Annotated in this window: 20 protein-coding genes; 14 read left to right on the plus strand and 6 right to left on the minus strand. The window is 71.2% G+C overall.

Translation table 11 applies throughout. From position 1 onward, the window contains the following. Positions 1–139: 139 nt before the first annotated feature. Positions 140–1,021, minus strand: a complete 882-nt coding sequence (locus AB0K14_RS10465) for an oxidoreductase (RefSeq protein WP_360466134.1) — start codon at positions 1,019–1,021, stop codon at positions 140–142. A 125-nt stretch (positions 1,022–1,146) separates the two neighbouring features. Here AB0K14_RS10465 and AB0K14_RS10470 point away from each other — a divergent pair, with 125 nt between their 5' ends. Then, positions 1,147–2,073: a LysR family transcriptional regulator gene (locus AB0K14_RS10470; protein ID WP_360466137.1), complete on the plus strand. Its 927-nt coding sequence runs from the start codon at positions 1,147–1,149 to the stop codon at positions 2,071–2,073. A 297-nt stretch (positions 2,074–2,370) separates the two neighbouring features. Here the strand turns inward: AB0K14_RS10470 and AB0K14_RS10475 are convergent, their stop codons facing one another. Beyond that, positions 2,371–3,390 (minus strand): mycofactocin-coupled SDR family oxidoreductase, encoded by a 1,020-nt coding sequence (locus AB0K14_RS10475; protein WP_360466140.1) that lies wholly within the window; start codon positions 3,388–3,390, stop codon positions 2,371–2,373. 226 nt (positions 3,391–3,616) lie between these two features. Here AB0K14_RS10475 and AB0K14_RS10480 point away from each other — a divergent pair, with 226 nt between their 5' ends. The 11 genes from AB0K14_RS10480 to AB0K14_RS10530 all read left to right on the plus strand — a co-directional run bounded on the left by AB0K14_RS10480 (position 3,617) and on the right by AB0K14_RS10530 (position 15,522). After that, positions 3,617–4,651: an ankyrin repeat domain-containing protein gene (locus AB0K14_RS10480; protein WP_360466142.1), complete on the plus strand. Its 1,035-nt coding sequence runs from the start codon at positions 3,617–3,619 to the stop codon at positions 4,649–4,651. Positions 4,652–4,659: 8 nt separating this feature from the next. Next, on the plus strand, positions 4,660–4,986 hold the full coding sequence (locus AB0K14_RS10485) for a muconolactone Delta-isomerase family protein (RefSeq protein ID WP_360466145.1): 327 nt from the start codon (positions 4,660–4,662) through the stop codon (positions 4,984–4,986). Continuing rightward, the gene (locus AB0K14_RS10490) at positions 4,983–5,684 is read left to right on the plus strand and encodes an EthD family reductase (protein ID WP_360466148.1); all 702 of its coding nucleotides are present in this window, start codon (positions 4,983–4,985) and stop codon (positions 5,682–5,684) included. Before AB0K14_RS10485 ends, AB0K14_RS10490 begins: the two co-directional genes overlap by 4 nt. A 99-nt stretch (positions 5,685–5,783) precedes the next feature. Then, the gene (locus tag AB0K14_RS10495; RefSeq protein ID WP_360466150.1) at positions 5,784–6,611 is read left to right on the plus strand and encodes a type 1 glutamine amidotransferase domain-containing protein; all 828 of its coding nucleotides are present in this window, start codon (positions 5,784–5,786) and stop codon (positions 6,609–6,611) included. A gap of 29 nt (positions 6,612–6,640) precedes the next feature. Beyond that, positions 6,641–8,260: a thiamine pyrophosphate-binding protein gene (locus AB0K14_RS10500; protein ID WP_360466153.1), complete on the plus strand. Its 1,620-nt coding sequence runs from the start codon at positions 6,641–6,643 to the stop codon at positions 8,258–8,260. A gap of 17 nt (positions 8,261–8,277) precedes the next feature. After that, the gene (locus AB0K14_RS10505; protein WP_360466156.1) at positions 8,278–8,760 is read left to right on the plus strand and encodes a nuclear transport factor 2 family protein; all 483 of its coding nucleotides are present in this window, start codon (positions 8,278–8,280) and stop codon (positions 8,758–8,760) included. A 128-nt stretch (positions 8,761–8,888) separates the two neighbouring features. Further along, a complete protein-coding gene (locus tag AB0K14_RS10510; protein WP_360466008.1) occupies positions 8,889–9,509 on the plus strand; it encodes a DJ-1/PfpI family protein in 621 nt (206 codons plus the stop codon). After that, on the plus strand, positions 9,499–11,319 hold the full coding sequence (locus tag AB0K14_RS10515; protein ID WP_360466005.1) for an AGE family epimerase/isomerase: 1,821 nt from the start codon (positions 9,499–9,501) through the stop codon (positions 11,317–11,319). The genes AB0K14_RS10510 and AB0K14_RS10515 overlap by 11 nt, the downstream gene beginning before the upstream one ends. Continuing rightward, positions 11,316–13,442, plus strand: a complete 2,127-nt coding sequence (locus AB0K14_RS10520; RefSeq protein WP_360466003.1) for an alpha-amylase family glycosyl hydrolase — start codon at positions 11,316–11,318, stop codon at positions 13,440–13,442. The genes AB0K14_RS10515 and AB0K14_RS10520 overlap by 4 nt, the downstream gene beginning before the upstream one ends. After that, on the plus strand, positions 13,439–13,756 hold the full coding sequence (locus AB0K14_RS10525) for an STAS domain-containing protein (RefSeq protein WP_360466000.1): 318 nt from the start codon (positions 13,439–13,441) through the stop codon (positions 13,754–13,756). The genes AB0K14_RS10520 and AB0K14_RS10525 overlap by 4 nt, the downstream gene beginning before the upstream one ends. A 623-nt stretch (positions 13,757–14,379) precedes the next feature. Continuing rightward, positions 14,380–15,522 (plus strand): IS701 family transposase, encoded by a 1,143-nt coding sequence (locus AB0K14_RS10530; RefSeq protein ID WP_364337982.1) that lies wholly within the window; start codon positions 14,380–14,382, stop codon positions 15,520–15,522. A gap of 61 nt (positions 15,523–15,583) precedes the next feature. Here AB0K14_RS10530 and AB0K14_RS10535 read toward each other — a convergent pair whose 3' ends face one another. The 4 genes from AB0K14_RS10535 to AB0K14_RS10550 all read right to left on the minus strand — a co-directional run bounded on the left by AB0K14_RS10535 (position 15,584) and on the right by AB0K14_RS10550 (position 19,980). Next, complete coding sequence (locus AB0K14_RS10535; protein ID WP_360465994.1) at positions 15,584–17,614, minus strand: iron ABC transporter permease; 2,031 nt, start codon at positions 17,612–17,614, stop codon at positions 15,584–15,586. Continuing rightward, positions 17,614–18,579, minus strand: a complete 966-nt coding sequence (locus AB0K14_RS10540; RefSeq protein WP_360465991.1) for an ABC transporter substrate-binding protein — start codon at positions 18,577–18,579, stop codon at positions 17,614–17,616. Before AB0K14_RS10540 ends, AB0K14_RS10535 begins: the two co-directional genes overlap by 1 nt. Positions 18,580–18,612: 33 nt before the next feature. Next, the gene (locus AB0K14_RS10545; protein ID WP_360465988.1) at positions 18,613–19,431 is read right to left on the minus strand and encodes an ABC transporter ATP-binding protein; all 819 of its coding nucleotides are present in this window, start codon (positions 19,429–19,431) and stop codon (positions 18,613–18,615) included. Positions 19,432–19,521: 90 nt separating this feature from the next. Next, a complete protein-coding gene (locus AB0K14_RS10550; RefSeq protein ID WP_360465985.1) occupies positions 19,522–19,980 on the minus strand; it encodes an SRPBCC family protein in 459 nt (152 codons plus the stop codon). A 233-nt stretch (positions 19,981–20,213) separates the two neighbouring features. On the opposite strand from AB0K14_RS10550, the gene AB0K14_RS10555 reads away from it, so the two are divergent. Next, complete coding sequence (locus AB0K14_RS10555; protein ID WP_360465982.1) at positions 20,214–22,424, plus strand: germacradienol/geosmin synthase; 2,211 nt, start codon at positions 20,214–20,216, stop codon at positions 22,422–22,424. Positions 22,425–22,815: 391 nt separating this feature from the next. Further along, positions 22,816–25,464: a BTAD domain-containing putative transcriptional regulator gene (locus tag AB0K14_RS10560; RefSeq protein WP_360465980.1), complete on the plus strand. Its 2,649-nt coding sequence runs from the start codon at positions 22,816–22,818 to the stop codon at positions 25,462–25,464. Positions 25,465–25,641 lie beyond the last annotated feature (177 nt).

Genomic DNA, 25,641 nt, shown 5'->3' on the forward strand with positions numbered 1-25,641 from the left:
GCCTGCCGGCGCGAACCGATGGGCTCTCGCTGCCGCGGTCCCGGCGGGGCGGCCGCCGTCGCGCAGGGAGAACGGGTGGGTTCGGCTGGGTGCGGGGCTGGTGCCCCGCGGCGGGCGTGCCGGCATGTCGGTGGTTCTCTCAGTTCCCGGTCGTTTCTTCGATGTCGGTCGCACGGCCGACCGCGCGCCACTGGTCGAGCTCGGCCCGAACGGTGGCGAGCCGGTCGCCGATGGCGTCCACGGCGTCGTTGCCGAGCACCAGCCGCAGCGGCGTCCGCTCGGCGTCCAGCGCTTCGCGGATCGCCTGCGCCGCCTTGGCCGGGTCACCCGGCTGGGTGCCGTCCATCTCGCGCACGAGCTTGCGGATCGGGTCCATCACGTCCGCGTACTCGGGGATCGGCGTGCCGATCCGCAGGGCGTTCCCCGCGAACGCCGTGCGGAAGGCGCCGGGCTCCGGGATCAGCACCTTGATCCCGAACGCGGCCACCTCGCCCGCCAACCCCTCGGACCAGCCCTCCAGCGCGTACTTCGCCGCGCAGTAGGCGGAGAACCCGGGCCACACGACCTGGCCGCCCATGCTGGACATCTGCACGATCGCCCCGGTCCGCCGGGCCCGCATGTGCGGCAGCACCGCCTTGGTCAACGCCACCGGCCCGTGCACGTGCACGTCCATCAACGCCCGCAGCTCGGCGTCGGGCGTCTCCTCCGCCGCGCCGATGAAGCCGTGCCCGGCGTTGTTCACCAGCACGTCGATGTGCCCGTGCCAGGTGATGGCGTCCTGGACCGCGTGCGCGATTTCCGCACGATCCGTGACGTCGAGCCGGAGCGGTGTCACCCGATCCGGTGCCAGCGCGGTGAGTGAAGCGAGTGATTCGACGTTGCGCGCCGTGGCGACGACGGTGTCGCCGTGCGCCAACGCGTTCTCCGCCAGCGCCCGGCCCAGACCCGAAGAGGTGCCGGTGATGAACCACACTCGCGCCGGCGCGGAGCCGGTGGCGGCGGGTACTCGGTTGTCGCTCATGGGTCCTCCTCTTCAGTGGTCCGGTGTTCGCCCTGCCCGTACAGAAGACACCGGGACTTCACGTCGAGTCCAAGACCCTTGCCCATACGCTCACGGCATAGATCGCTATCCGAGGGGGCTCCACCATGGACGTAGACACCCGCGTCCTGCGCTATTTCGTCGCGGTCGCCGAGCACCTGAGCTTCACCAGGGCGGCGGAACGGCTGTTCGTGTCCCAGCCCGCGCTGAGCAGGCAGATCCGCCAGCTCGAAGCCGACCTGAAGGTGCCGCTGTTCGAACGCACCAGCCGCGAGGTGCGCCTCACCAACGCCGGTGAGGCGCTGTTACCGGTGGCACGCGACCTGATCGCCGACTGGCAGACCGCCCAGCGCACCGCGCGCGGCATCGCGGCGGCGGAGTCGAGGGTGCTGCGCATCGGCTTCGAGGCCACCGGCGCCGGTCCGCTGACCACCAGGGCCCGCACCACGTTCGCCGCACGTCACCCGGACGTGACGATCGAGCCCAAGCGGTTCGACTGGGGTGGTGAGGCGGCGGCGCTGCGGGACGGCCTGGTCGACATCGCGTTCCTCTGGCTGCCCGCGGACACCACGGGTTTCCACACCGAGATCGTCGCCGTCGAGGAGCGCATGGTCGGGCTCGCGCGCAAGCACCGGCTCGCCGAGCGCGAGAGCGTCGGCATCATGGACCTGGCCGACGAGCCGGTGATGTGGACGCGCAAGGCGCCCAAGTACTGGGTGGACTGGTGGGCGGTCAACCCGCGCCCCGACGGCTCGGAACCGGTGTGGGGACCGGAGAACGACAACGTCGAGGAGATGCTGGAGCACGTCGCCGCCGGCGCGGCCATCTGCATCGGCCCGAGCTCGATGGCCGCCTACTACGCCCGCCCCGACCTGGTGTGGCGTCCGATCACCGACGTCGCCCCGCTGCGCATCGCGTTCGCCTGGCCGGCCACCAGCACCCACCCACTTGTCGCCGACTTCGCCGCCGTCGTCCGCGAGGTCTCCGACCTACCCCAACCACAACCCCAAACCCCGACCTCCACCGCCGACTGACCCAACCACCCACCCCAATACCGCTCCGACCTCCCACTACCCGACCACCTCCGCGAGGTCCCACCAACCGCTCTCAAACCCGCCACCAGCCACCTCCGCGAGGTCACGCCACCGCTCCCACTCCACACCCCACACCCCACACCCAGCCACTCTCCGCGAGGTCGCGTCGACCGTTCGCGACTCATTTCCCGGCGATCACGCTTTTCGATCGCCGGGAAATCAGGCGCGAACGGTCGACTTCCAGGCGACCTCGCCCGCCATCTGCGGAGCAGGGGCAATCCAACACAGCAATCAAATTCAGCTACTCCACCGCGTGCTCGCGCCCGCCGTCACGTCGAGCACGGTGCCGGAGACGTACTTGGCCCGCGGTGAGGCGAGGAACGCGATCGAGTCGGCCACGTCCTCCGGTTCGATCAGCCCCACCGGCTGCGTGTTGTACCCGCGCAGGGCCTTCTCCAGGTCTTCGACGGTGGTGCCGCCCGCCCACTTGTAGGTGGCCTCGTTGAGCACCATCGGCGTGCGCACACCGGTCGGCGCGACGCCGCTGACCCGCACACCCGCCGGCCCGACCTCCGTCGCGACACCCTTGACCAGGCCGATCACGCCCCACTTCGCGGCCTGGTAGTGGGCGAGCTGCGGCGCGCCGTGGCGGCCCTCGCTGGAGGACACCACGATGATCGACCCGCTCTTGCGCGCCACCAGGTGCGGGATGACCGCGCGCATGGTGTTCGCCACGCCGATGAGGTTGACGTCGATGACGTCGGCGAACTGCTGCGGTGACATGTCGGCCATCGGCGCGTAGGTGGTGATGCCCGCGTTGGCGACCGCGATGTCGAGCCGGCCGAACTCGCGCACCGCCTGCCTGGCCACGTCCTGCATGCGTGCGGCGTCCCGCACGTCCGCCTTCACCGCCACCGCGCGCCGCCCGACCGACCGCACCGCGCGCACGGTCTCGTTGAGCTCGTCCTCGCTGCCCAGCGGGTAGTCGAGCCGCATCGCGCGTGGTGCGGCGATGTCGAGCGCCACCACGTCCGCGCCCGCGCGGGCCAGCGCCAGGCACGTGGCCCGGCCGATGCCCCGCGCCGCGCCGGTGACCAGGGCGACCTGCCCGCGCAGTTCACCCGCGCGCTCGGCGCCCGGCTGCGCCTGCGCCACGTCCGCGCCGACCACGCCCGCGCCGGCCACCACCCCGGCCGCCGCGCCCGCGCCCGCCAACAGCGTCCGCCTGCTCACCGCGCCCCTGCCGTCGCCGTGCCCCCGGCCGGTACCCGGCCTGTCGATTCCCTGCCTGTCGATCCCGGGCTGCTCATCGGTCATGGGCTCGATCGTGGTGAGCCGGCCGGTGCGGTGTCCAAGACCCGCGACGATGCCGTTTGGTAATAGCCCTCGTGCACCCGGTCAAGTACGCACAATCGTCCGGCCCACCTTGTCGATCATGGACGCAGCCGGGTTGACTGGAAGTCGTTCCCGGGCACGTCGCCACCGAATCCCTTGTCCACCAAGGAGATCGGCCGTGCCCAGACAACCGGCAAGGAGAGAATCCATGAGTGACGCGGTGCGCACGCTGCTGCTCAACGCGGTCCGCCGCGACGACGTGCACGAGGTCCGGGGCCTGCTGCGCAACGGGGTCGACCTCAACTCGCGCGGCGCGGACGGCCTCACGCCGCTGATGATCGCCGCGGGCAAGGGGAACGCCGACCTGGTGCGGCTGCTCATCGACGCGGGCGCCGACGTCTACACCACCGACAGCGCCGCCGGCGGCACCGCGCTGCACAAGGCGGTGCAGGGCGGCGACCTGGAGACCGTGCGGGTGCTGGTGGAGGCGGGCGCGTTCGTGGACGCGGTCGCGACGTCCACCGGCCACACCCCGCTGCTGGACGCGTTCTGGTACAAGCGGCCGGACATCGTCGGCTACCTGCTCGACCGCAACGCGGGCCTGAACCTGTCCACGCACTACGGGTTCTCGATGCGCGACCACTTCGAGTACGCGATCAACGTCAACACGCTGGGCCGGGAGAAGCTGCTGGCCGCGGAGGCGTTGCTGAAGCGGCGCATCGAGGCCGACGAGCGCGCGGTCGAGCGGCAGAAGCTGATGGCGGCCACCGCCGCCGGGGACCTGATCGCGGTGCAGGTGCTGCTGGCCAACGGCGCCGAGGTCGACGCGCGCTTCCCGGTGCTCAACGGCTTCAACGACCTGCACACCCCGCTGCTGGTCGCGGCCCGCGACGGGCACACCGAGATCGTCCGCGCGCTCATCGCGGCGGGCGCCGACGTCAACGCCACCGAGCCGACGTTCGGCGCGGTGCCGCTGCACAAGGCCGTCTACAACGGACACGCCGACATCACGCAGATCCTGGTGGACAACCCCGTCGTGGACATCGACTTCCAGGGCTCCACCAACGGTTACACGCCGTTGCACGACGCGCTCTGGCACGGCTTCGAGGAGTGCTCGCGCATCCTCGTCCGCGCCGGCGCGCGGCTGGACCTGGTCGGGCACGACGGCAAGACGCCGTTGGAGATGGCGGTGGACGTCTTCGGCCCCGACCACGACCTCACCGACACCATCCGCAACGCATAGGGGGAACCATGCTGTTCTACTGCCAGATGAAGTGGAACCACGAGGGGCGCATCAGCCTCGACGAGCTGTGGGAGATCGAGGAGGAGGAGACCCGCCACGCCGAGGAGACGCTGAACTCAGGCTACTGCATCGGCCTGTGGAAGGTGGCGGGCCAGAAGCGGGTCATCGCCGTGGTGGACGCCGAGTCCGCCGAGGAGCTGGACCGCTCGGTGTTCCGCCTCCCGATGCGCGAGTACATCGAGTTCGAGGAGATCTGGCCGCTGCGCGACTACCTCGGCTTCGCGGAGGACGTGGCCAACCGCTTCCGCCCCACCGAGGCGGAGACCGGCCGATGATCCACCAGCTGATCTTCGCGTACCCCCGGCCCGGCATGGACGAGCAGGAGTTCCACCGCTACTGGGTGGAGGAGCACGCGGTCCGGTACGCGAGCCGCATCCCGCAGATCCGCCAGTACGCCGTGGACACCAGGGTGGAGCTCGCGCTGGACGAGCCCGAGCCGCTGTGGTCGGGCGTGGCCGAGATCTGGCTGGCCAACGAGGAGGAGCAGCTGGCGTCGTTGCAGACGCCGGAGTTCCTGGAGGGTGCCCGCCTGGACGAGCCCCGTTGGGCCGCGTTCTGGCGCACGCTCGTGCTCGACACCGACGCGCACGTGGTGGTCCCCGGGCCGCCGCAGCGCGCCGACGCGCCGGGTACCAAGCTCTTCGTGCTGGTCAAGCGCAGGGAGGGCATGCCCCTCACCGAGTTCCGCCAGTACAGCAGGGACGCGCACGCGCCGCTGATGGCCAAGGTGCCCGGCCTGCGCCGCTACTACCAGAACCACACCCGTGACGGCGCCTACGGCATCGGCGAGGCCACCTTGGACTGCGCCTACCAGCTGTGGTTCGACGACGCGCCGGCCCTGCGCAACGCCCTGCGCACGCCCGAGTTCCAGCGCGCCATGGCCGACCTCGCCACGTTCACCGAACCCCGGTACGTGCACACCCTGGCGGTCCGCGAGAACTGGATCCTCGGGCCGTCGGAAAACATCACCTAGGCAAGTCCCGGATATCGTCGGGCATTTCTTGTCCAACCACCGCAATCCCGGGTTGGATGAATATCGCAAGACCTCGCAAATACCTTCCTAAGGAGAACCATGACCAAGCGCGTGCTGGTCGTCCTTTCCGAGTACGGTTACTGGGGAGAGGAACTGGTCGGCCCGGTCGAGGCGTTCGACGCCGCCGGCTACCGCACCACCTTCCTCACCGCGAACGGCAAGCGGCCGCAGGCCCTGCCGCCGAGCCTGGACCCCGAGTACCTCGACCCGCCGCTGGGTCGCTCGGTCACCACGCCCGACATGGCGCGTCGTGCCCGTGAGCTGGACGCTTCGCCGCGGCTGGACAACCCGCTGAGCCTGGCCGACCTCATCCCCGAGCGGCCCTACTACAGCGCGGTGAACCACCTCCGCGAGGTGGAGGAGTACCACCGCAGGCTCGACGGCGCGGTCGCCGACCTGGTCGGCAGCTTCGACGCCCTGGTCCTCGTCGGCGGCTCCGGCCCGATCGTCGACATGGCGAACAACGAGCGCCTGCACGAATTGGTGCTCGGTTTCGTGAACGCCGACAAGCCCATTCTCGCGGAGTGCTACGGCGTCGCGGTGCTGGCTTTCGCGCGTGACCTGGAGACGCGCGAGAGCATCATCCAGAACAAGCACGTGACCGGTCACCCGAAGGAGTACGACTACAAGGACGGCACCGGTTTCATCGGCGTCGAGTTCAACATGGGCCCGCCGCCGTACCCGCTGGAGTACATCCTCCGGGACGCCACCGGCCCGGTCGGCCGCTTCCACGGCAACGTCGGCAAGGAGACCTCGGTCATCGTCGACTACCCGTTCATCACGGCCCGCTCCACGCCCGACTCGATCCTGGCGGGCGAGCTGCTGGTGCAGGCGCTGGAAAACGGTCTGCGCCGGTACGGCTGGTAGGGCACGGCCCGGACAGGAGAGGACACGGCATGAACGGCAGGCCAGGAAAGGTCGCCATCTTCGAGCAGTTCGCGGCCGACGGCATCGAGTACATGTTCGGCAACCCGGGGACCGTCGAGCAGGGGTTCCTGGACGCGGGTGGCGAGTTCGACGTCGAGTACCTGCTGGCGCTGCACGAGGGCGTCGCGGTGGGCATGGCGGACGGTTACGCGCGGGCCGCCCAGCGACCGGCCCTGGTCCAGCTGCACAGCGGGGTCGGGCTCGGCAACGGGATCGGGATGCTCTACCAGGCCAAGCGGGGCGGTTCGCCGCTCGTCGTGGTCGTCGGCGAGGCGGGCATCCGCTACGACGCGATGGACGGGCAGATGGCGGCCGACCTGGTCGCCATGGCGGAGCCGGTGACGAAGTACGCGACGCGGGTCGTCGACCCGTCGTCCACGCTGCGGGTGCTGCGCCGGGCGGTCAAGATCGCGATGACGCCGCCGCGCGGTCCCGTGCTGGTGGTGGTGCCGGCCGACGTGCTGGACGAGATCACCACCGAACCGGCGTTCCCGACCCCGATCCCGAGCACCCGGGTGCTCCCGGAGACCTCGCTGGTGGCGGAGGCCGCCACCACGCTGCTGGCCGGTGAACGCCGGTTGGTGCTGATGGGCGACGGCGTCGCCACCAGCGGGGCGCAGCGCGAGCTGACCGCGGTCGCCGAGGCGCTGGACGCGCAGGTGTGGGGGGTGAACTCCTCGGAGTTCAACTTCGACGCCACGCACCGGCTCTACGGCGGTCAGCTCGGCCACATGTTCGGCGCGGACAGCGCACGCGTGGTCGCCGAGGCCGATTCGGTGCTGATCGTCGGCACCTACGTGTTCCCCGAGGTCTTCCCGTCCTTGGAGAACCCGTTCAAGCCCGACGCGAAGATCGTCCACGTCGACCTCGACAGCTACGAGATCGCGAAGAACCACCCGGTGACGGTGGGCGTCGTGGCCGACCCGAAGCTCACCCTCGCCGCGCTGGGCAAGGAGCTCAACCGCCAGCGGCCGGTCACCGGCACGCCGCCGGAGGCGCCGCGCGGTCGTCCGGTCCACCCGGAGCCGTCGTTGCAGGAGGACACGGTGCTGGACCGGTTCGTGCGGCGGCTGGCCGGTCGCGCGCCGGAGGACCTGGTGGTGTTCGACGAGGCGCTGACCGCGTCGGGCCCGTTGGCCAAGCACCTGCCGCCGCGTCAGCCCGGCCGGTTCTTCCAGACCCGCGGCGGTTCGCTCGGCGTCGGCATCCCCGGCGCGCTGGGCATCAAGCTGGCCAGGCCGGAGCTGCCGGTGGTGGCGTTCACCGGCGACGGCGGCTCGATGTACACGTTCCAGGCGCTGTGGACGGCGGCCAAGTACGGCATCGGCGCGAAGTTCGTCATCTGCAACAACCGCCGCTACCACCTGCTCGACCTGAACATCGAGCAGTACTGGCGGGAGCAGGGGATCTCGCCGCACACCTACCCGGCGGCGTTCGACCTGTCCAAGCCGGACATCGGGTTCGTGCAGCTGGCCGAGGGCCTGGGCGTCCCGGCCCGCCGGGTGGAGAAGTTGTACGAGGTGGACACCGCCGTGGAGGCCATGTTGGCGCACGACGGCCCCTACCTCATCGACCTGGTCATCGACTGAAGCGGGAGGTGCGAGCAATGACAGGGGGAGCCGGTGACCAGATCACCGAGGCGGCCGTCCTCGACCTGGTGCGCGACTGGTTCGCCGCGCTCGACCGGCACGACGACGTCGAGGTGCTGCTGGACCTGTTGGCGCAGGCCGGTCTGGTGATGCACCTGCCGGAGGGCACGGTGCGCGGCCACGACGACTTCAGGTCCTGGTACGGCGAGAACACCAACACCTACTTCGACGAGGTGCGCGAGGTGCTCGACATGACGGTGACGGCCACGTCGCCGCTGCACGCCGAGGTCTCGCTCCGGGTGAACTGGCAGTCCCGGATGTGGGCGCCACCCGCGCCGAACAGCGCGTGGATCGGCCTCACCACCACGCAGACGTGGTCGGTCGTGCTGTGCGACGGCCGCCCGAAGATCCGCACCTGCACCGTCGGGGGCTCGACCCCCATGCCGGGATCCGCCGCACCGCGCGCGACCGAGTCCGCTCACGAGAGCGCCGCGGCGTAGCAGGCGTCGATCCCCGCCACCGGATCGCCGCGGGGACGAACCGGTGGCAGGTCGCCCGGCCCGGCGGGTCCGCGGACCCGCCGGGCCGGGCCGCCACCAACCCACACTTCTGGAGAGAAGGCAAGGACATGACCCAGACCACCACCGATGTCCCGGACACCACCGGCAGGCTCCAGGGCAGGCGCATCGGCATCCTGATGGAGAGCGACTACGTCGAGGCGGAGATCGCCTACTACCGGATGCGGTTCGCCGAGGAGGGCGCCGAGGTCGAGCTGCTGACCCGGTTGTGGGGCAACGACTCGCTCACCTTCACCGGGCACGAGCAGCGTGCGCCGATCGAGGTGACCGGCGACCTGGAGGCGCTGGACTACGACGAGCTGTCCCGGTTCTCCGCGCTCATCGTGCCCTCGGGCATGGTCGCGGACCGGTTGCGCTACACCGACAACGTGCAGCGGCCCGCGCCCGCGGTCGAGGTGATGCGGCGCGCGTTCCGGCTGCCGAACCTGATCAAGGCGTTCTCCTGCCACGGCCTGCTGCTGCTGTCGGCCGTGCCCGAGCTGGTCGCCGGCCGGCCGGTGACGTGCCACAACAACCTGGTCGGCGACGTGCGCAACATGGGCGCGGTCTACACCGGGCGCGACGTCGTGGTCGACGGCGACCTGGTCACGTCGCGCACCGTGGAGCAGTGCAACCTGCTGGCCCGCACCGTGATCGAGATGCTGGTCGCGAGGGGTAACGGTGGGCGCTGAGCAGGCGGCCGCGCTCCCGTACTCGTTCTCCGACACGACCGCGGGCCGGGTCGAGTCCTACCAGGCGGGCACGCTCCGGCTGCGCACGCTGGACGGCCGCCGGGTCGTGCTGCACCTGACCGACACCACGTCCGCCCAGGTCGTGCGCAACCTCGGCGAGCCGTACCGGGACGTCACCGGCTCGCTCGGCGCGCTGCTGGTGCCGGGCAGGCTCGTGTTCGCGCACGGCCCGGTCTACCCGGGAGGCCCGGACGGCCCGCGCTACCAGGCGACCCAGCTGTTCCTGGTCGGCGACGACACCGAGGACCACGTGTTCGAGCGGCCCGGCTGGTGGGTCGACCAGCTCCGCGAGCTGGCCCGGTTCTACCGGCGGGCGCAGTTCGGCGCGGGCGAGGTCGACTACGCCGACTACCGCACCGAGATCCGGCTGGGCGGCGACAAGGGCGGGCGGCACGTCCAGGAGACCGACACCGTCTCGCGCCTGGTCTACGGCATGGCGTCGGCGTACATGCTGACCGGCGACGAGGACTTCCTCACCGTCGCCGACCGCGGCTCGCGGTACCTGCGCGACCACATGCGGTTCGTGGACACCGACCAGGACGTCACCTACTGGTACCACGGCATCGACGTGGACGGCGGGCGCGAGCGCAAGCTGTTCACCTCGGAGTTCGACGACGACTACCACGCGATCCCCGCCTACGAGCAGATCTACGCCCTGGCGGGCCTGGTGCAGAACTACCGGCTCACCGGCGACCCGGCGCTCAAGGCCGACATCGACGGCACCATGCGGCTGTTCGAGCGGTTCTTCGCCGACCCGGCGCGCGGCGGCTACTACTCGCACATCGACCCGGTCGACCTGAGCCCGCACCACCCGTCGCTCGGCCCGAACCGGTCGCGGAAGAACTGGAACTCGGTGGGCGACCACGCGCCCGCGTACCTGTTCAACCTGTACCTGGCCACCGGCGACCAGCGGCACCTGGACATGTTGGAGCACACCTTCGACATGATCGTGTCGCACTTCCCCGACCGCGGCACCCCGTTCGTGCAGGAGCGCTTCCACGCCGACTGGACGCCGGACCGCTCGTGGGGCTGGCAGCAGGACCGGGCGGTGGTCGGGCACAACCTGAAGATCGCCTGGAACCTGACCCGGATGAACGCCGCCCGCGCCAAGTACGACTACGTGCGGATGGCCGACGCGCTGGCCCGCGCGATGCCCGCCGTCGGCCGCGACCCGCAGCGCGGCGGCTGGTACGACCTGGTGCAGCGGCAGCCGCCGCACGACTTCGTCTGGCACGACCGCAAGGCGTGGTGGCAGCAGGAGCAGGCGATCCTGGCCTACCTGGTGCTGGCCGGCCACCGCGGCGACCCGGAGTTCCTGGCCCACGGCCGGGAGGCGGCCGCGTTCTACAACGCGTTCTTCCTCGACCACGACGAGGGCGGCGTCTACTTCAACGTGCTCAACAACGGCATCCCGTACCTGATGGGCACCGAACGGCTCAAGGGCAGCCACTCCATGTCGATGTACCACTCGGCGGAGCTGTGCTACCTCGCGACCGTCTACAGCGGACTCCTGGTTCGCCGCGAGCCGCTCGACCTGTGGTTCAAGCCCCGGCCGGACGCCGACTTCCCGGACCGCCTGCTCCGCGTCGCACCGGACGTCCTGCCGGCCGGCCGCGTGCGGCTGGACCAGGTGTTCGTCGACGACCGGCCGTACGCCGACTTCGACGCCTCGGCGATGACGGTCCGCCTGCCGGACAGCACGTCGGCGCTGACCGTGCGTGCGCGCCTGGTACCGGTGGAGGACGCATGACGGCCGTCACCGCCGAACGCTGGGTGGACGGGTTCCGCGTCGCGCCCGCCCGGCCGTTGCCGCTCGGCTCGACCGTGACGCCGGAGGGCATCGCGTTCGCGGTCGGGTCCAGCACGGCGCGCCGGATGTCGTTGGTGCTGCTGGATCCGGAACGCGGTGACGTGCTGGCCGAGCTGCCGTTCCCGGAGGAGTACCGGGTCGGCGACGTGTGGACGATGACCGTCCTCGGCCTGGACCCGGAGCTGGTGCACTACGCGTACCGGACGGACGGCTCGGACGCGTTGCTGCTCGACCCGCACGCCCGGCAGCTGGCCGGGGGAGAGGTGTGGGGGCAGCGGCCCCGGTACCGGTCGCGGGCCGTGCCACCGGCCGGGTTCGACTGGGGCGACACCCGCCCGCCGCGCGTGCCGGTCGAGGACCTGGTGGTCTACGAGCTGCACGTGCGCGGCTACACCCGGCACGACTCGTCCGGGGTGACCGCGCCCGGCACGTTCGCCGGGCTGCGGGAGAAGATCCCGCACCTGCGCTCGCTCGGCGTGAACTGCGTGGAGCTGATGCCGGTCTTCGAGTTCGACGAGACCGACGTCGAGGGCGCGCCGGAGCGGCTGAACACGTGGGGCTACCACCCGGTGGGGTTCTTCGCGCCCAAGGCGTCCTACGGCACGCCGCACGAGTTCAAGGAGCTGGTGCGCGACCTGCACGCGGCGGGCATCGAGGTGGTGCTCGACGTGGTGTTCAACCACACCGGCGAGGGCGACCACCGCGGGCCGACGCAGTCGTTCCGCGGCCTGGACAACGCCACGTACTACCTGCTCACCCCGGACGGCGACTACTACAACTTCAGCGGCACCGGGAACACGCTGAACTGCAACCACCCCGTGGTGCGCGAGTTCATCCTGGAGAGCCTGCGGCACTGGGCCGTGGAGTACCGGGTGGACGGGTTCCGGTTCGACCTGGCGTCGATCCTGTCCCGCGGCACGGACGGCGCGCCGCTGCCGAACCCGCCGCTGCTGGAGGCGTTGGCGCACGACCCGGTGCTGGCCGACCGGAAGCTGATCGCCGAGGCGTGGGACGCGGGCGGCCTGTACCAGGTCGGCTCGTTCCCGTCCTACGGCCGGTGGATGGAGTGGAACGGGCGGTACCGCGACGCGCTGCGCCGGTTCCTCGTGGCCCGGCCCGGCAGCGCGGGCGAGTTGGCGGGCACGCTCATCGGCTCGCCCGACCTCTACGGAGGGCGCGGCACCCGCGCGTCGGTCAACTTCGTGACCTGCCACGACGGGTTCACGCTCGCCGACCTCGTGTCGTACGACCACAAGCACAACGAGGCCAACGGCGAGGACAACCGGGACGGCCACGACGCCAACGAGAGCTGGAACTGCGGTTGGGAGGGTCCCACCTCGGACCCGGACGTGCTGGCGCTGCGGGACCGGCAGACGCGCAACGCGCTCACGTTGCTGATGGTGAGCAACGGCGTGCCGATGCTGCTGGCGGGCGACGAGTTCGGGCGCACCCAGCGCGGCAACAACAACGCCTACTGCCAGGACAACGACATCACGTGGGTCGACTGGGAGCTGGCGGAGCGCAACCGGGACCTGGTGGCGTTCGTGCGGGAGCTGACCGCGTTCCGCGCCCGGCACCCCGTGCTGCGGCGTGCCGCGCACCCCGGCGGTGACCGGCCGGACGGGTGGCAGTACCCGCCGGTGAGCTGGCACGGCGCGCGGCCGTGGGAGCCGGACTGGTCGGCCGAGTCCCGGCTGGTGGCGATGTTGCTGCACGAGGAGGGCGTGGACACGGTGTTCGTGGCGGCGAACACCGACCTGGCCGCGGCGCCGGTCGTGCCGCCTCCCGCACCCGAGGGCACGGCGTGGCACGTGTTCACGGACACCGGCGGTGGCGCGGAGCGCGTCGGCGCCGAAGGCGGTGATCCCGTCCCGGCCGTGCCCGACCGGGACGTGCCCGACCGGGACGTGCCCGACCGGGACGTGCCCGACCGGGACGTGCCCGACCGGGACGGGACCGACCGGCCTGTGACCGGTGGGCTCGTGACCGACCGGCTCGTGGTCGGCGGCAAGTCCGTGGTCGTGCTGGAGGCGCGACCCGTGAGTGAGGGAGGACAGCGGTGAGCTTCGAGGCGTACCTGGGGTTCAACGGCCGCACCGGCACCGTCTACCTGACCGGTGAGCTGGACGCGGACACCGCGCCGGTGTTCCGGTCGCTGGTGGAGCAGGCGGCCGGGCGGCCGTTGGACCGGCTGGTGCTCGACCTGACCGGGTTGGCGGCCATGTCCTCGGCGGGGGTGCGCTGCCTGGCGTTCGCCCAGCAGCAGTTGCCGCCGTCGGCGGCGATCATCGTCGTGGGCGCGCGGCCGGAGGTGGTCGAGATCATCCGGTTGGCGGGGTTCGACCAGGCGGTCACCATCGCGGAACGAGCGGCTTGACCGAATTGGCCTGAGGGCCGCTTGGGAAATTGTTCACAAAGGCCTCCGGGCGCGCCGGCGGAACCCCACCCCCGCATGCCGGCGGTACCCCGACCGTTTACCGGGATCGGTAATACCGGCGCGTCCGGTGGTCTGAATCAATCCTGAAGTGAACCGACGAGGTCGATTCCTGGCGACGTGTCCTATTCAACGGACGTTGAGCTTGCCATGTCAACAAGGTTACGCTCCGTGTAGCGGCCGGTGACCGATTTGCACCCGGATGTACGAAGATGTGGTCCCCTGAGTGGGCGTACAGACTGATCACGCAGTGTGATCGGCGGGCCTCGGCGGGACAGTCGCCGATCCTGTCTTTTTCCTGTTGACGCGGGCGCCGATGTCGGATCCGCACGACCCTCACAATACCGCCCTATACGGAGGGTGATCATGGTCGAAGCGGTGCATAACTATTTGAGGATAGCGCTTGCGTTCGACCTCACGAGATCGTGCCGACTTGGGCGAGCAGTGCTTGCCGGGCGCGTTGGCCATATGGAGTATCGAATGAGTACGGTATGTGACAGTTTCGGGGGTCTACGGTGGTCGAAGACAGTCTTCGCACTGCTCTTTCGCTGGCCAAGAATGATGAGGTGACACACTTCGCGCAGGACAAGTTCAGCTCGCTACCCCGCTCTGACCAGCGGCGATGGGCTGAGGTTTATCTGCGCGGGCTGTTGCTTGGACACGGTCGCAAGTCGGTCCGCAGAATTGCCGAGGAGGTGCTTGAGTTACCGGTTTCGCAATCTTTGCAACAATTCATCAATCAGAGCCCGTGGGACTGGCGTGGGGTGCGGTCCCGGATTGCCGAGGAAGTCGACGAATTACTCCGGCCGAGGGCCTGGGTAATTGCCGACACGACTATTCCGAAACGTGGTGACCACTCGGTCGGCGTAGAACGCAGGTTCGTGCCGAGCGAAGGGCGGGCGATCAACTGCCAGATCGGCACCGGACTTTTCCTGGCTGGGGAGTTGGCGAGCATTCCGGTGGACTGGCGGATCCAGTTGACGCGGCGCTGGACGGACGACGAACGCCGGCGGGAGCGGGCCTACATCCCGCCCTCGGTGCGGGCGCAGGCGGAGTGGCAGTACGCGCTCGACATGGTCGAGGAGGTCGGCGAGTGGGGCATCTCCAGCGCACCGGTCGTGGGTGACCTGCGGCACACCGCGGGGGCGTGCCAGCTGATGACGCGGCTCGCCGAGATGGGGGCGGACTTCGTCTTCGAGGTGCCGGACGGGCTCGAAGTGGTTCCCGGGCCGCACCTCGCGGCCGTCCGCACGGGCTACGGCCCGCAACGCGGACCGAACCTGGTGCGGGCGCGGGACCTGTTGCGCGGTGCGGACATCACGCACCGGCAGGTCGTCACCTGGGCGGCGGGCGTCGACGGCAGGCACCGGGCCACGCAGGCCGTGTCGATGCCGGTGCGGCTGCCGTCCGCGCCGGGCCGCCGCGGTGGCCCGCCGCTGCAGCTCGTCGGCACGTCGCGGCAGGGTGGCCGGACGAGGCTCTGGCTGACCAACCGCACCGACGTCCGCGCGGCGGAGGTCATCTCGCAGGGAGCGATGGTCGAGCGCACCGCGGCCGACCTGCAGGAGTTGAGGGCCCACTTCGGGCTGCTCGACTTCGAGGGCCGGTCGTACCGCGGTTGGCACCACCACATGACGCTCGTGTCGGCGGCGTACACGTTCGCCAAGCGCAGCACCATGTCGGCCCAGCGGGTGCGCCAGCCGTCCTGAGCCACACCGACGCGCACGCCTCAACGGCGAGGCGTGCGCGTCGGCTCGGGTCCGGGCGCGGTCAGGTGCGCACCTCGCGCGTCCGCCACAGCACCAGCACGAAGTACGGCGTGCCGATCAACGCGATCACCAACCCGGCCGGGACCTGCGCGGGCGAGATCACCGTCCGGCCCACCGTGTCCGCCGCGCTCACCAGCACCGCGCCCACCGCCGCCGCGACCGGCAGCACGCGCGCGTGCCGCCCGCCGACCAGCGACCGGGCCAGGTGCGGCGCGACCAGCCCGACGAACGCCACGACGCCGATCGCCGACACGGCCGTGGCCGCCAGCACGCCCGCCGCCAGCAGGATCACCAGCCGCGACCGCTCCACCCGCATCCCCAGCACGCGCGGCGTGTCCTCGTCCAGGCTGTGCAGGTCGAGTTCGCGGTGCCGGGCCCACAGCAACGGCGTCAGCAGCACCAGCGCGAGCGCCGTCGGCGCCACCTGCTCCAGCGTCCGCCCGTAGGTCGAGCCGGACATCCAGGTCAACGCCTTCGCCGTGTTCCACGGGTCCGACGTCACGATCAGCAGCGTGATCAGCGCCATCCCGGCCGACCACATCGCGATGCCGATGACCACCAGCCGGTCCGAGTCCAACCCCGACCGCCACGCCAGCCCGTAGACCAGCGCGAACGCCACCACCGCACCCGCACCGGCGGCGCCGGCGATGTGCCACGCGCCGGCCAGCGGCACGGCCGTGATCAACGTGATCGCGCCCAGCCCCGCACCCGCCGTGATGCCCAGCAGGCCGGGCTCAGCCAACGGGTTGCGGCTCACCGACTGGATGCCGCACCCGGCCACCGCCAGCGCCGCACCCGCGGCCAGCGCCGCCAGCACCCGGGGCACCCGCTGGTCCACCACGAACGTCAACGCGGTGCCCGTGCGCCCCGCGAACCAGTTCGCCAGGTCGCCCAGCAGCACCAGCCGGTCACCGAGCATCAGCCCCGCGGTCGGCGCGGCGACCAGCAGCACGCCCAGCACCACGGACGTCACCACGAGCCGACGCGCCGACCCGGCCACGCCGACCCGCCCGGCCGGCGCCTGCCGCGGCGTCCCGCCGGACCGCCCCCGCCGTGCCAGCCAGATCAGCACGACCGCGCCCAGGATCGTCGTCATCACACCGGTCGGCACCCGCACCGCCGCGGCCGACCCCATGACGGCCCGCAGCAGCACGTCCGCACCGAGCACGATCACCACGCCGACCAGCCCGGAGACCGGCAGCAACGCGCGGTGCCGGCCCAGGCCGGGCACCAGCGGCGTCAGCAGCCGGGTGATCACCGGCGCGCTGAGCCCGACGAACCCGACCGGACCGGCGACCGTCACCGCGGCCGCCGTCAGCGCCACGGTCAGCAGCACCGCGCCCACGCGCGTCCGCCGCACCTTCAACCCCAGCACCGTCGCGTTGTCGTCGCCCAGCGCCAGGACGTCCAGCGACCGCCCCATGAAGAGCAGCGCCGCCACCGCGACCGCCACGACCGGCGCCATCCGCGCGGTCGCGTCCAGGTCGCTCACCGTCAGCGACCCGGAACCCCACGCGAACAGCCCCGTCGTCTCCTGCTCGTACATCAGGAGCAGCAGGATGGTCGCCGACTGGAGCGTCAACATGACCGCCGAGCCCACGAGCACCAGCCGAGGGCCGGCCGAACCACCGCCTGCCAGCCCCAGCACGACGACCGCCGCGGCGAGACCGCCGACGAACGCCACCGCGCCACCGGCCAGCGTGGGCACGCTCAGCCCGAACGCCGCGATCGCGACGACGGCCAGGTGCGAGCCCGCGTTGACGGCGAGCGTGTCCGGTGACGCCAACGGGTTGCGCGCCACCGACTGCATGCCCGCGCCGGCCACGCCGAGCGCGACACCGAGCAGCAACGCGGCCAGCAGGCGCGGCACGCGCGAACCCTCCAGCACGGCGAGGGTCTGCGCGTCCCCGTTGCCCACCAGGGCGTCGAGCACGTCGAGCACACCGGTCGACGCCGTGCCCTGGGTGAGGTGGACGGCGGAGAGCACGGCGATGAGCGCCACGATCCCCGCCGTCACGACGGCGGTGCGCATCAGGCGGTGATGGCCTTCACGAACTGCTCGGCGACCCGGATGACCGACTTCGGCCCGCCGAACGTCCAGGTGCCCGGCTCCAGCTTGAAGACCTTCTTCGAGGTCACGAACGGCAGCCGCTGCCACACCGGGTTCTGCGCGAGACCGGTGGTGAACACGTCGTCCTCGGACGCGCTGTAGAACAGCACGGTCTTCGGGTCGGTGAGCGCGGTCAGGCCCTCGACGTCGGTGGCGCCCAGGCCCCACTGCGCGTCGACCTCACCGGTCCAGGCGTTCTTCAGGCCGACCGCCTCGGCGGTGTCGGAGACCAGCGAGCCCTTGCCGAACGGGCGGATGTTGACCGTGCTGCCCTCCAGCCAGCCGTCGGCCATGATGAACGGCGTGCCGGCCGCACCCTTGGCCTCGACCGCCTTCTTGCCGTCGGCCAGCGCGGTGTCCATCCCGGACAGCAGCTCGTCGCCCTCGGCGGACTTGCCGACCGCCTTGGCGATGATCTTCACGTCCTCGCGCAGCCGGTCGAAGTTCCGGGAGGCGTCGCTGGACTTGGTGACGACCACCGGCACGTACTTCTCCAGCTGGCCGGCGAGCGTGGTGTCGCGGCCCTCGGCCATGATCACCAGGTCGGGGTCGAGCGCGACGATCGAGTCGACGCTGGGCTCGTTGCGCTTGCCGACGTCCTTCACGTCCGCGCCGAGCGGCGCGACCGAGTCCCAGGTCTTGTAGCCCGCGGCGTCCGCGACACCCACCGGCATGACGCCCAGCGAGGCGAGGATCTCGGTCTCGCCCCACTCCAGCGCGACGACCTTCTCGGCGGGCGAGTCGAGCTTGACCTCCTTGCCGCGGGCGTCGGTCAGGGTGACCGGACCTCCGGCGGACTCGGTCGGCGCGGACGTGGGCGTCTCGGTCGTGCCGCACGCCGACAGCAGCACGGCCGCCGTGACGAGGGCAGGGGCGAGCAAGCGCATCGCTGGTACCTCTCAGGGTGAAGGGGGAAGGACTCAGACCGGTCGGGGCGTGTGCCTGCCGAGGGGGCGGCAGTGGATCGCGCCGGTCACGGGGTCGTCGGCGACGTGCACCGTGACGCCGTAGGCGTGGGTGAGGTGCTCGCCGGTCAGGACGTCGCGGACCCCGCCGGCCGCGACGACACGACCCTCGGACAGCAGCACGACCTCGTCCGCGACGATCGCCGCGTGGTCGAGGTCGTGGAGCACGACGCCGACCGCCACGTCGTGGTCGTCGGCCAGGTCGCGCACCACGTCGAGGACCTCGACCTGGTAGCGCAGGTCGAGGTGGTTGGTGGGCTCGTCCAGCAGCAGCACGGAGGTCTGCTGCGCCAGGCACGACGCGAGCCAGACGCGCTGCAACTCGCCACCGGACAACTCGTCCACGCCCCGGCCGGCCATCGGTGTGACACCCGTCAGCGCCATGGCGCGCTCGACGGCCGCGCTCCCCTCCAGGTCCACGCCGCGCCACCCGGTCCGGTACGGGTACCGGCCGTAGGAGACCACGTCGCGCACCGACACCCCCGACGGCGTGGGCCGCTGCTGGGTGAGCAGGGTGACGTTGCGGGCGAACTCCTTGCCGGACAGCGGGGAGTGCCCCCAGACCGACCGCTCGCCCATCCGCACCTGCCCCTCGCGCGGCCGGTGCAGCCGCGCCAGGGACCTGAGGACGGTCGACTTGCCGGACCCGTTGGGCCCGACGAGCGCCGTCACGGTGCCCGCGCGCAGTCCCAGCGAGACACCGTGCACCACCGCGCGGTCGTGGTGCGCGAGGACCAGTTCCTCCCCGGCGAGCAGCGCGTCTCCCTTAGACATGAGGGGAGCCTAACCTAATCCCCTGACTCACCCATATGGGCGTGATCTACTGCACTTATCGGACGATTCGGTAACGCGGAGCAAGCAGGTTCAGCCCTCGAAGTGCCGCTTCGTGTCGGCGACCAACGAGTTGAACACCACCGCGTTGACCCGGCTGTGCGCCTTGACCGCGGGCTCGTAGGCGAACGTCCAAGTGAGCCGGCAGCCGTCGTCCGTCCGCTCCACCAGGTAGTCCTCCCCGAACCGGCGGAACACCGGCAGGTTCGCCCGGTCCACCAGGAACGACTGCCGCCGCCCCTCCTCCCAGCGGATGAAGTGCTCGCGCAGCCGCAGCACGCCCAGCACGGCCGCGGTCCTCGTGGTGCCGACCCCGAACGGGCGCGGGGACGTGTACTCCACGGACGACAGCAGGCGGCACCACCACAGCGGGTTCGAGGCGGTCAGGCCGCGCCACACACGTTCGGGTGACACCGGTAGCTCCAGCACGTGGCGGTGGAGCTGCGGTGCCGAGTCGAAGAAGTCCAGGTCGAACGGCTCCAGGCTGGGCACGTGGTCCAGTGTGCAGCCTCCGCGCCGGTTCCACCGCTCGCCGGGACCGGTCGCGGCGGACCCCCGCACCGGCGCAGCCGCCATCCGGACAACCACCCAAAGCAGCACACCGTTGAGCCGGTCGGTTGGACCTGGCGCTCGAACGTGTGGATCACCCGCGGCAGGTCTTGGCCGTCGCACCCCCGCACTGGTTGCGTACACCAGGTCCGTGTCATGACGAGAGGTACGAGCCGATGGCGCAGCCGTTCCAGTTGCCGGACTTCTACATGCCCTACCCGGCACGGCTGAACCCCAACCTGGAACGCGCGCGGACGCACACCAAGGCCTGGGCGTACGGGATGGACATGATCGACGTGCCGCAGCACGGCACCGTCATCTGGACCGAGCACGACCTCGACTCGCACGACTACGCCCTGCTCTGCGCCTACACCCACCCGGACGCCTCGCCCGACGACCTGGACCTCGTCACCGACTGGTACGTGTGGGTCTTCTACTTCGACGACCACTTCGTCGAGCTGTACAAGCGCAACCCGGACGTGGCGGGCGCGAAGGCCTACCTGGACCGGCTGCCGCTGTTCATGCCGGTCGAGGGCCCGATCACGGACGAGCCGACGAACCCGGTCGAGAAGGGCCTGGCCGACCTGTGGACGCGCACCGTCGGGTCGCACTCGCCCGACTGGCGCCGCCGGTTCGCCGACAACACCAAGCACCTGCTGGACGAGTCCATGTGGGAGCTGCTCAACATCTCCGAGGGCAGGCTGTCCAACCCGATCGAGTACATCGAGATGCGCCGCAAGGTGGGCGGCGCGCCGTGGTCGGCGAACCTGGTCGAGCACGTCACCGGCCTGGAGGTGCCCGCCCGGATCGCCCTCACCCGCCCGATGAGCGTCCTGCGCGACACGTTCGCCGACGCCGTGCACCTGCGCAACGACCTGTTCTCCTACGAGCGCGAGGTGCTCGACGAGGGCGAGCTGAGCAACGGCGTGCTGGTGCTGGAGAAGTTCCTCGACATCGGCACCCAGGAGGCCGCCGAGGCGGTCAACGACCTGCTCACCTCCCGCCTGCACCAGTTCGAGCACACCGCCGTCACCGAGGTGCCGCCGCTGCTGGACGAGCACCTCGTGGACCCGGCGGGCCGGCTGGCCGTGCTGGCGTACGTGAAGGGCCTCCAGGACTGGCAGTCCGGCGGCCACGAGTGGCACGCCCGCTCCAGCCGCTACATGAACGAGGGCGCGGTCACCGCGAGCCCGGTGCTGGGCGGCCCGACGGGCATGGGCACCAGCGCCGCCCGCGCGTTCATCGCCACCGCGCCGCAACGCCTGCGCAGCTACAGCCACGTGCCGTTCGAGGAGGTGCCGTCGCGGCCGGAGCCGGCCCTCGACATGCCGTTCGAGCTGCGCCTGAGCCCGCACTGGGCCGACGCGCGGGAGAAGAGCGTCGCCTGGGCGCGCGACGTGGGCATCTTCGACGACGTGCCGAACGTGTGGACCGAGAGCAGGCTGCGCGACATCGACCTCGCGCTGTGCTCGGCGGGCATCGCGCCGGACGCCACGGCGGAGGAGCTGGAGATCAACGCCCTGTGGCTGACCTGGGGCACCTACGGCGACGACTACTACCCGGTCGTGTTCGGTCGGACGTCGGACCTGACCGCCGCGAAGGCCGCCACCGACCGGCTCAAGCAGATGATGCCCCTCGAAGGGGCGTCACCCACACCGGTGACACCGCTGGAACGTGGCCTCGCCGACGTCTGGCAGCGCACCGCCGCCCCGATGCCGCACGACAACCGGGCGCAGCTGCGGCGCGCGGTGGAGCTGATGCTCGACAGCTGGGTGTGGGAGCTGAAGAACCAGCACGAGAACCGCGTCCCCGACCCGGTCGACTACGTGGAGATGCGGCGCCGCACGTTCGGCTCGGACCTGACCATGAGCCTGACCCGGTTGGGCCACGGCCGGATGGTGCCCGACGAGATCTACCGGACCCGCACCATCCGCAACATCGAGAACTCGGCGTCGGACTACGCCACCATCCTCAACGACCTCTTCTCGTACCGGAAGGAGATCCAGTTCGAGGGCGAGGTGCACAACATGGTGCTCGTGGTGCGCAACTTCCTCGACGTCGACCTGGAACGGGCGTGGGACGTCGCGACCGACCTGGCGAACGCGCGGTTGAAGCAGTTCCAGCACTCGGTGGCGGTCGAGCTGCCGTCGTTGTACGAGGAGTTCCGGCTCGGCCGGGAGGCGCGCAAGGCGCTCGACGCCTACGTCGGCGAGTTGCGCGACTGGCTGTCCGGCATCCTCAACTGGCACCAGAAGGTGGTCCGCTACCACGACGCCGACCTGGCCAAGCACTTCGGCGGGCGCGAGGTCGCCGTCACGCCGCACGTGCTGCGCGGGCCGACGGGGCTGGGCACGGCGTCGACCCGCCTCCTGGTGAACAAAGGGTGACGCTCGACTGAGGTGAACCCGGCGACACCCCTCGCCGCCCGCACCCCACACGCCCGCCGACCGCACCTTGCACACCCGCCGACCGCACGCCCGCACCTTGCACACCCGCACCCCGCACGCCTGCGGCCGCACGGCGACGCGGAGGACGGCCGACCCCCAGCCGGCCGTCCTCGTGATCAGGGGACAGCGGAGTTCGGAGGAGGCGGCGGACACCGCGGCGTCCCAACCGGCAGGGGAGCACCGGTCGGGACGTCGACCCCTCGTACCGGTGGAGGTGTGGGGCAGCTCCACCGGGTCTTTCACCTGTCCGCGGTCATGGGGACACCCTGCTGGGGCGACCGTGAGCGAACCTAGGATGAACCTTGAACCGGCTGTTCGAGGGGGCTCCAGCGTGTACTTCGAACTGCTCGGCGGTGTCCGGGCGCGCGTCGGCGGTGCCGACCTCGACATCGGGCACACCCGTCGGCGCAGCGTGCTGGCGGCGTTGCTGCTGGAAGCCGGGCGGCCGGTGCCCGCGCAACGGCTGGTCGACCGCGTCTGGGGTGGTCAGCCGCCGTTGCGCGCGAAGGAGACGCTGTACGGGTACGTCTCCAAGCTGCGTTCCGCCGGGATCGACATCCAGCGCCGGCCGGGCGGCTACCTGCTGGACGCCGACCGGGTCGACCTGGTCGAGTTCCGGGCCCTGGTCAAGCGGGCCCGCGCCGAACCGGACGAGCGTGCCGCCGAGCTGTACGACCAGGCCCTGCGGCGGTGGCGCGGCGAGGCGTTGGACGGGCTCGACTCGCCATGGTTCACGCAGGTCAGGGACGCGTTGCACGCCGAACGCGCGGCCGTCGAGCTGGACCGCAACGACGTGGCCATCCGGCTCGGCGACCACGCCGCCCTGCTGCCCGCCCTGCGCGACGCCACCCGCACCGACCCGCTGGACGAACGCCTCGCCGGCCAGCTCATGCTCGCCCTGCACCACAGCGGCCGGTCGTCGGAGGCGTTGCAGCACTACGACGCGGTGCGCCGCACGCTCGCCGACGAGCTGGGCACCGACCCCGGCAAGCCGCTGCAAGAGCTCTACCTGCGCATCCTCGGTCAGCAGGAGGACAAGCCCCGCGCGTCCGCGACCGTCCCGCGCCAGCTGCCCGCGCCCCAGCGGTGGTTCACCGGCCGGGAGAAGGAGATCGCCGACCTGGCCGAACCGTCGTCCACCGTCGTCATCACGGCGATCGGCGGTGCCGGCGGCATCGGGAAGACGGCCCTGGCCCTGCACTGGGCCCACCAGCACGCGGACGACTTCCCGGACGGCCAGCTCTACGTCAACCTGCGCGGTTTCGACCCCGTCGGCGACCCCGTCACGCCCCAGCACGCCCTGCGCGGCTTCCTCGAAGCCCTCGGCGTCGACGACCCGCCCGCCGGCCTCGACGCCCAGGCCGCCCTCTACCGCAGCCTGGTCGCCGGCAAGCGGGTGCTCGTCGTGCTGGACAACGCCCGCGACACCGCCCAGGTCACCCCGCTGCTGCCCGGCGGTGCGCACTGCACCGTCCTGATCACCAGCCGGCTCCAGCTGCTCGGCCTGCTCACGGCCCACGGCGCGCGCTCGGTGACGTTGGACGTCCTGGACGAGCACGAGTCCCACGCGTTCCTCACCTCCCGCCTGGGCGCGGAACGGGTCGAGGCCGAGCCGGACGTCACCCGCGAGCTGCTGGCGCTGTGCGGCGGCCTGCCGCTGGCGCTGAGCATCATCGCCGCCCGTGCCGTGACCCAGCCGGACCTGCCGCTGTCGGCGTTGACCGAGGAGCTGAAGGACCAGCGCCTCGACGCGCTGGACGACCTCAGCGCCGACCTGCGCACGGTGTTCGCCTGCTCGTTAGGAGTGCTCAGCCCGGAGGCGAGGGAGCTGTTCGGCCTCCTCGGCCTGACCTCCGCCCCCGACCTCGGGCTGAAGGCCGTCACCGCCCTCACCGGCCGTGCCGACACCCGCAGACTGCTGCGCGAGCTCGAAGCCGCCCACCTCGTCCAGCAACACCGGGTGGGCCGCTACCGCATGCACGACCTCGTCCGCCTCTACGCCGCCGAGGTCGCGCCCGCGCACGCCGACGCGCACCTCAAGGCCTTCATCGGCTACTTCGCCGCCACCGCGCACCGCGGCGACATGCTGATCGAACCGCACCGCCCGCCGATCCCGGCCCCGGACGGCGACCCGGCGCCGCTGGCCGACGTCACCGCCGCGATGGACTGGTTCGACGCCGAGTACGAGTCGCTGTTGGCCGCCCAACGGCTGGCCGCCGAGCACGGCCGGCACGCGGTCGCCTGGCACCTGGCGTGGGCGCTGACGAACTACCACCTGCGCCGGGGGCACGCGGCCGAGGACATCGTGGTCTGGGGGGCCGCGCTGGACGCCGCCGACGCCCTCCAGGACCGGTTCAAGCAGGTGACCGCGCACAGGTTCCTCGGCATGGCGTTGACCGACGTGGGCCGCTACGACGAGGGCGACCACCACCTGCGGCGGGCGTTGGAGCTGGTGGAGGACGACTACGGCAAGGCCGCCGCGCACCGCGCCATGGCGTGGGCGATGGAACGCCGAGGCGACGTCGCCGGCGCCCTGGAACACGCCCGGGCCCAGCTGGAGCGGTTCCGCGCGCTCGACATCCCGGTCCGCATCGCCGAGGCGCTCAACGACGTCGGCTACCGGATGGCGCGGCTCGGCGACTACGCCGACGCGGAGGCGCACTGCCGGGAAGCGTTGGCGCTCAACGAGGAGCTCGGCCACGTCGAGGGCGAAGCGGCCACTTCGGACAGCCTCGGCTACATCGCCCACCACCACGGCCGCGACGCCGACGCGGTGGAGCACTACCGGCACGCCCTCAAGCTCTACCGGCAACTGGACAACTCCTACGAGGAGGCCAGCGTCCTGCGCCACTTCGGCGACGTCCTCGCCGCCGTCGGCCGCCACGACGAAGCCCGCGACGCCCGCCAACGAGCCCTCACCCTGTTCCGCGCCCAGGGCCGCGTCGAGGACGCCGACGACGTCCTCTCACTGCTCGCCTGACCCCGCAAGGTCGCCGCCGAGGCCCTGGCCTGCTCGCCTGACCCCGCGAGGTCGCGTCGGTCGTTCGCGTCCTCACTTCCCGGCGATCACGCTCTTCGATCGTCGGGAAATCAGGGCGCGAACGACCGACTTCCCGGCGACCTCGCCCGCCGTCTGCGGAGCAGCGGCAATCCAACA

This window comes from Actinosynnema sp. NPDC050801 (assembly GCF_040673975.1).
Classification (GTDB): Bacteria; Actinomycetota; Actinomycetes; order Mycobacteriales; family Pseudonocardiaceae; genus Actinosynnema.

Excerpts from the sequence above, each read along its gene's own strand:
- AB0K14_RS10465 (WP_360466134.1), bottom strand. The coding sequence starts at position 1,021 with ATGAGCGACAACCGAGTACCCGCCGCCACCGGCTCCGCGCCGGCGCGA.
- AB0K14_RS10470 (WP_360466137.1), top strand. The coding sequence starts at position 1,147 with ATGGACGTAGACACCCGCGTCCTGCGCTATTTCGTCGCGGTCGCCGAG.
- AB0K14_RS10475 (WP_360466140.1), bottom strand. The coding sequence starts at position 3,390 with ATGACCGATGAGCAGCCCGGGATCGACAGGCAGGGAATCGACAGGCCG.
- AB0K14_RS10480 (WP_360466142.1), top strand. The coding sequence starts at position 3,617 with ATGAGTGACGCGGTGCGCACGCTGCTGCTCAACGCGGTCCGCCGCGAC.
- AB0K14_RS10485 (WP_360466145.1), top strand. The coding sequence starts at position 4,660 with ATGCTGTTCTACTGCCAGATGAAGTGGAACCACGAGGGGCGCATCAGC.
- AB0K14_RS10490 (WP_360466148.1), top strand. The coding sequence starts at position 4,983 with ATGATCCACCAGCTGATCTTCGCGTACCCCCGGCCCGGCATGGACGAG.
- AB0K14_RS10495 (WP_360466150.1), top strand. The coding sequence starts at position 5,784 with ATGACCAAGCGCGTGCTGGTCGTCCTTTCCGAGTACGGTTACTGGGGA.
- AB0K14_RS10500 (WP_360466153.1), top strand. The coding sequence starts at position 6,641 with ATGAACGGCAGGCCAGGAAAGGTCGCCATCTTCGAGCAGTTCGCGGCC.
- AB0K14_RS10505 (WP_360466156.1), top strand. The coding sequence starts at position 8,278 with ATGACAGGGGGAGCCGGTGACCAGATCACCGAGGCGGCCGTCCTCGAC.
- AB0K14_RS10510 (WP_360466008.1), top strand. The coding sequence starts at position 8,889 with ATGACCCAGACCACCACCGATGTCCCGGACACCACCGGCAGGCTCCAG.
- AB0K14_RS10520 (WP_360466003.1), top strand. The coding sequence starts at position 11,316 with ATGACGGCCGTCACCGCCGAACGCTGGGTGGACGGGTTCCGCGTCGCG.
- AB0K14_RS10535 (WP_360465994.1), bottom strand. The coding sequence starts at position 17,614 with ATGCGCACCGCCGTCGTGACGGCGGGGATCGTGGCGCTCATCGCCGTG.
- AB0K14_RS10540 (WP_360465991.1), bottom strand. The coding sequence starts at position 18,579 with ATGCGCTTGCTCGCCCCTGCCCTCGTCACGGCGGCCGTGCTGCTGTCG.
- AB0K14_RS10545 (WP_360465988.1), bottom strand. The coding sequence starts at position 19,431 with ATGTCTAAGGGAGACGCGCTGCTCGCCGGGGAGGAACTGGTCCTCGCG.
- AB0K14_RS10555 (WP_360465982.1), top strand. The coding sequence starts at position 20,214 with ATGGCGCAGCCGTTCCAGTTGCCGGACTTCTACATGCCCTACCCGGCA.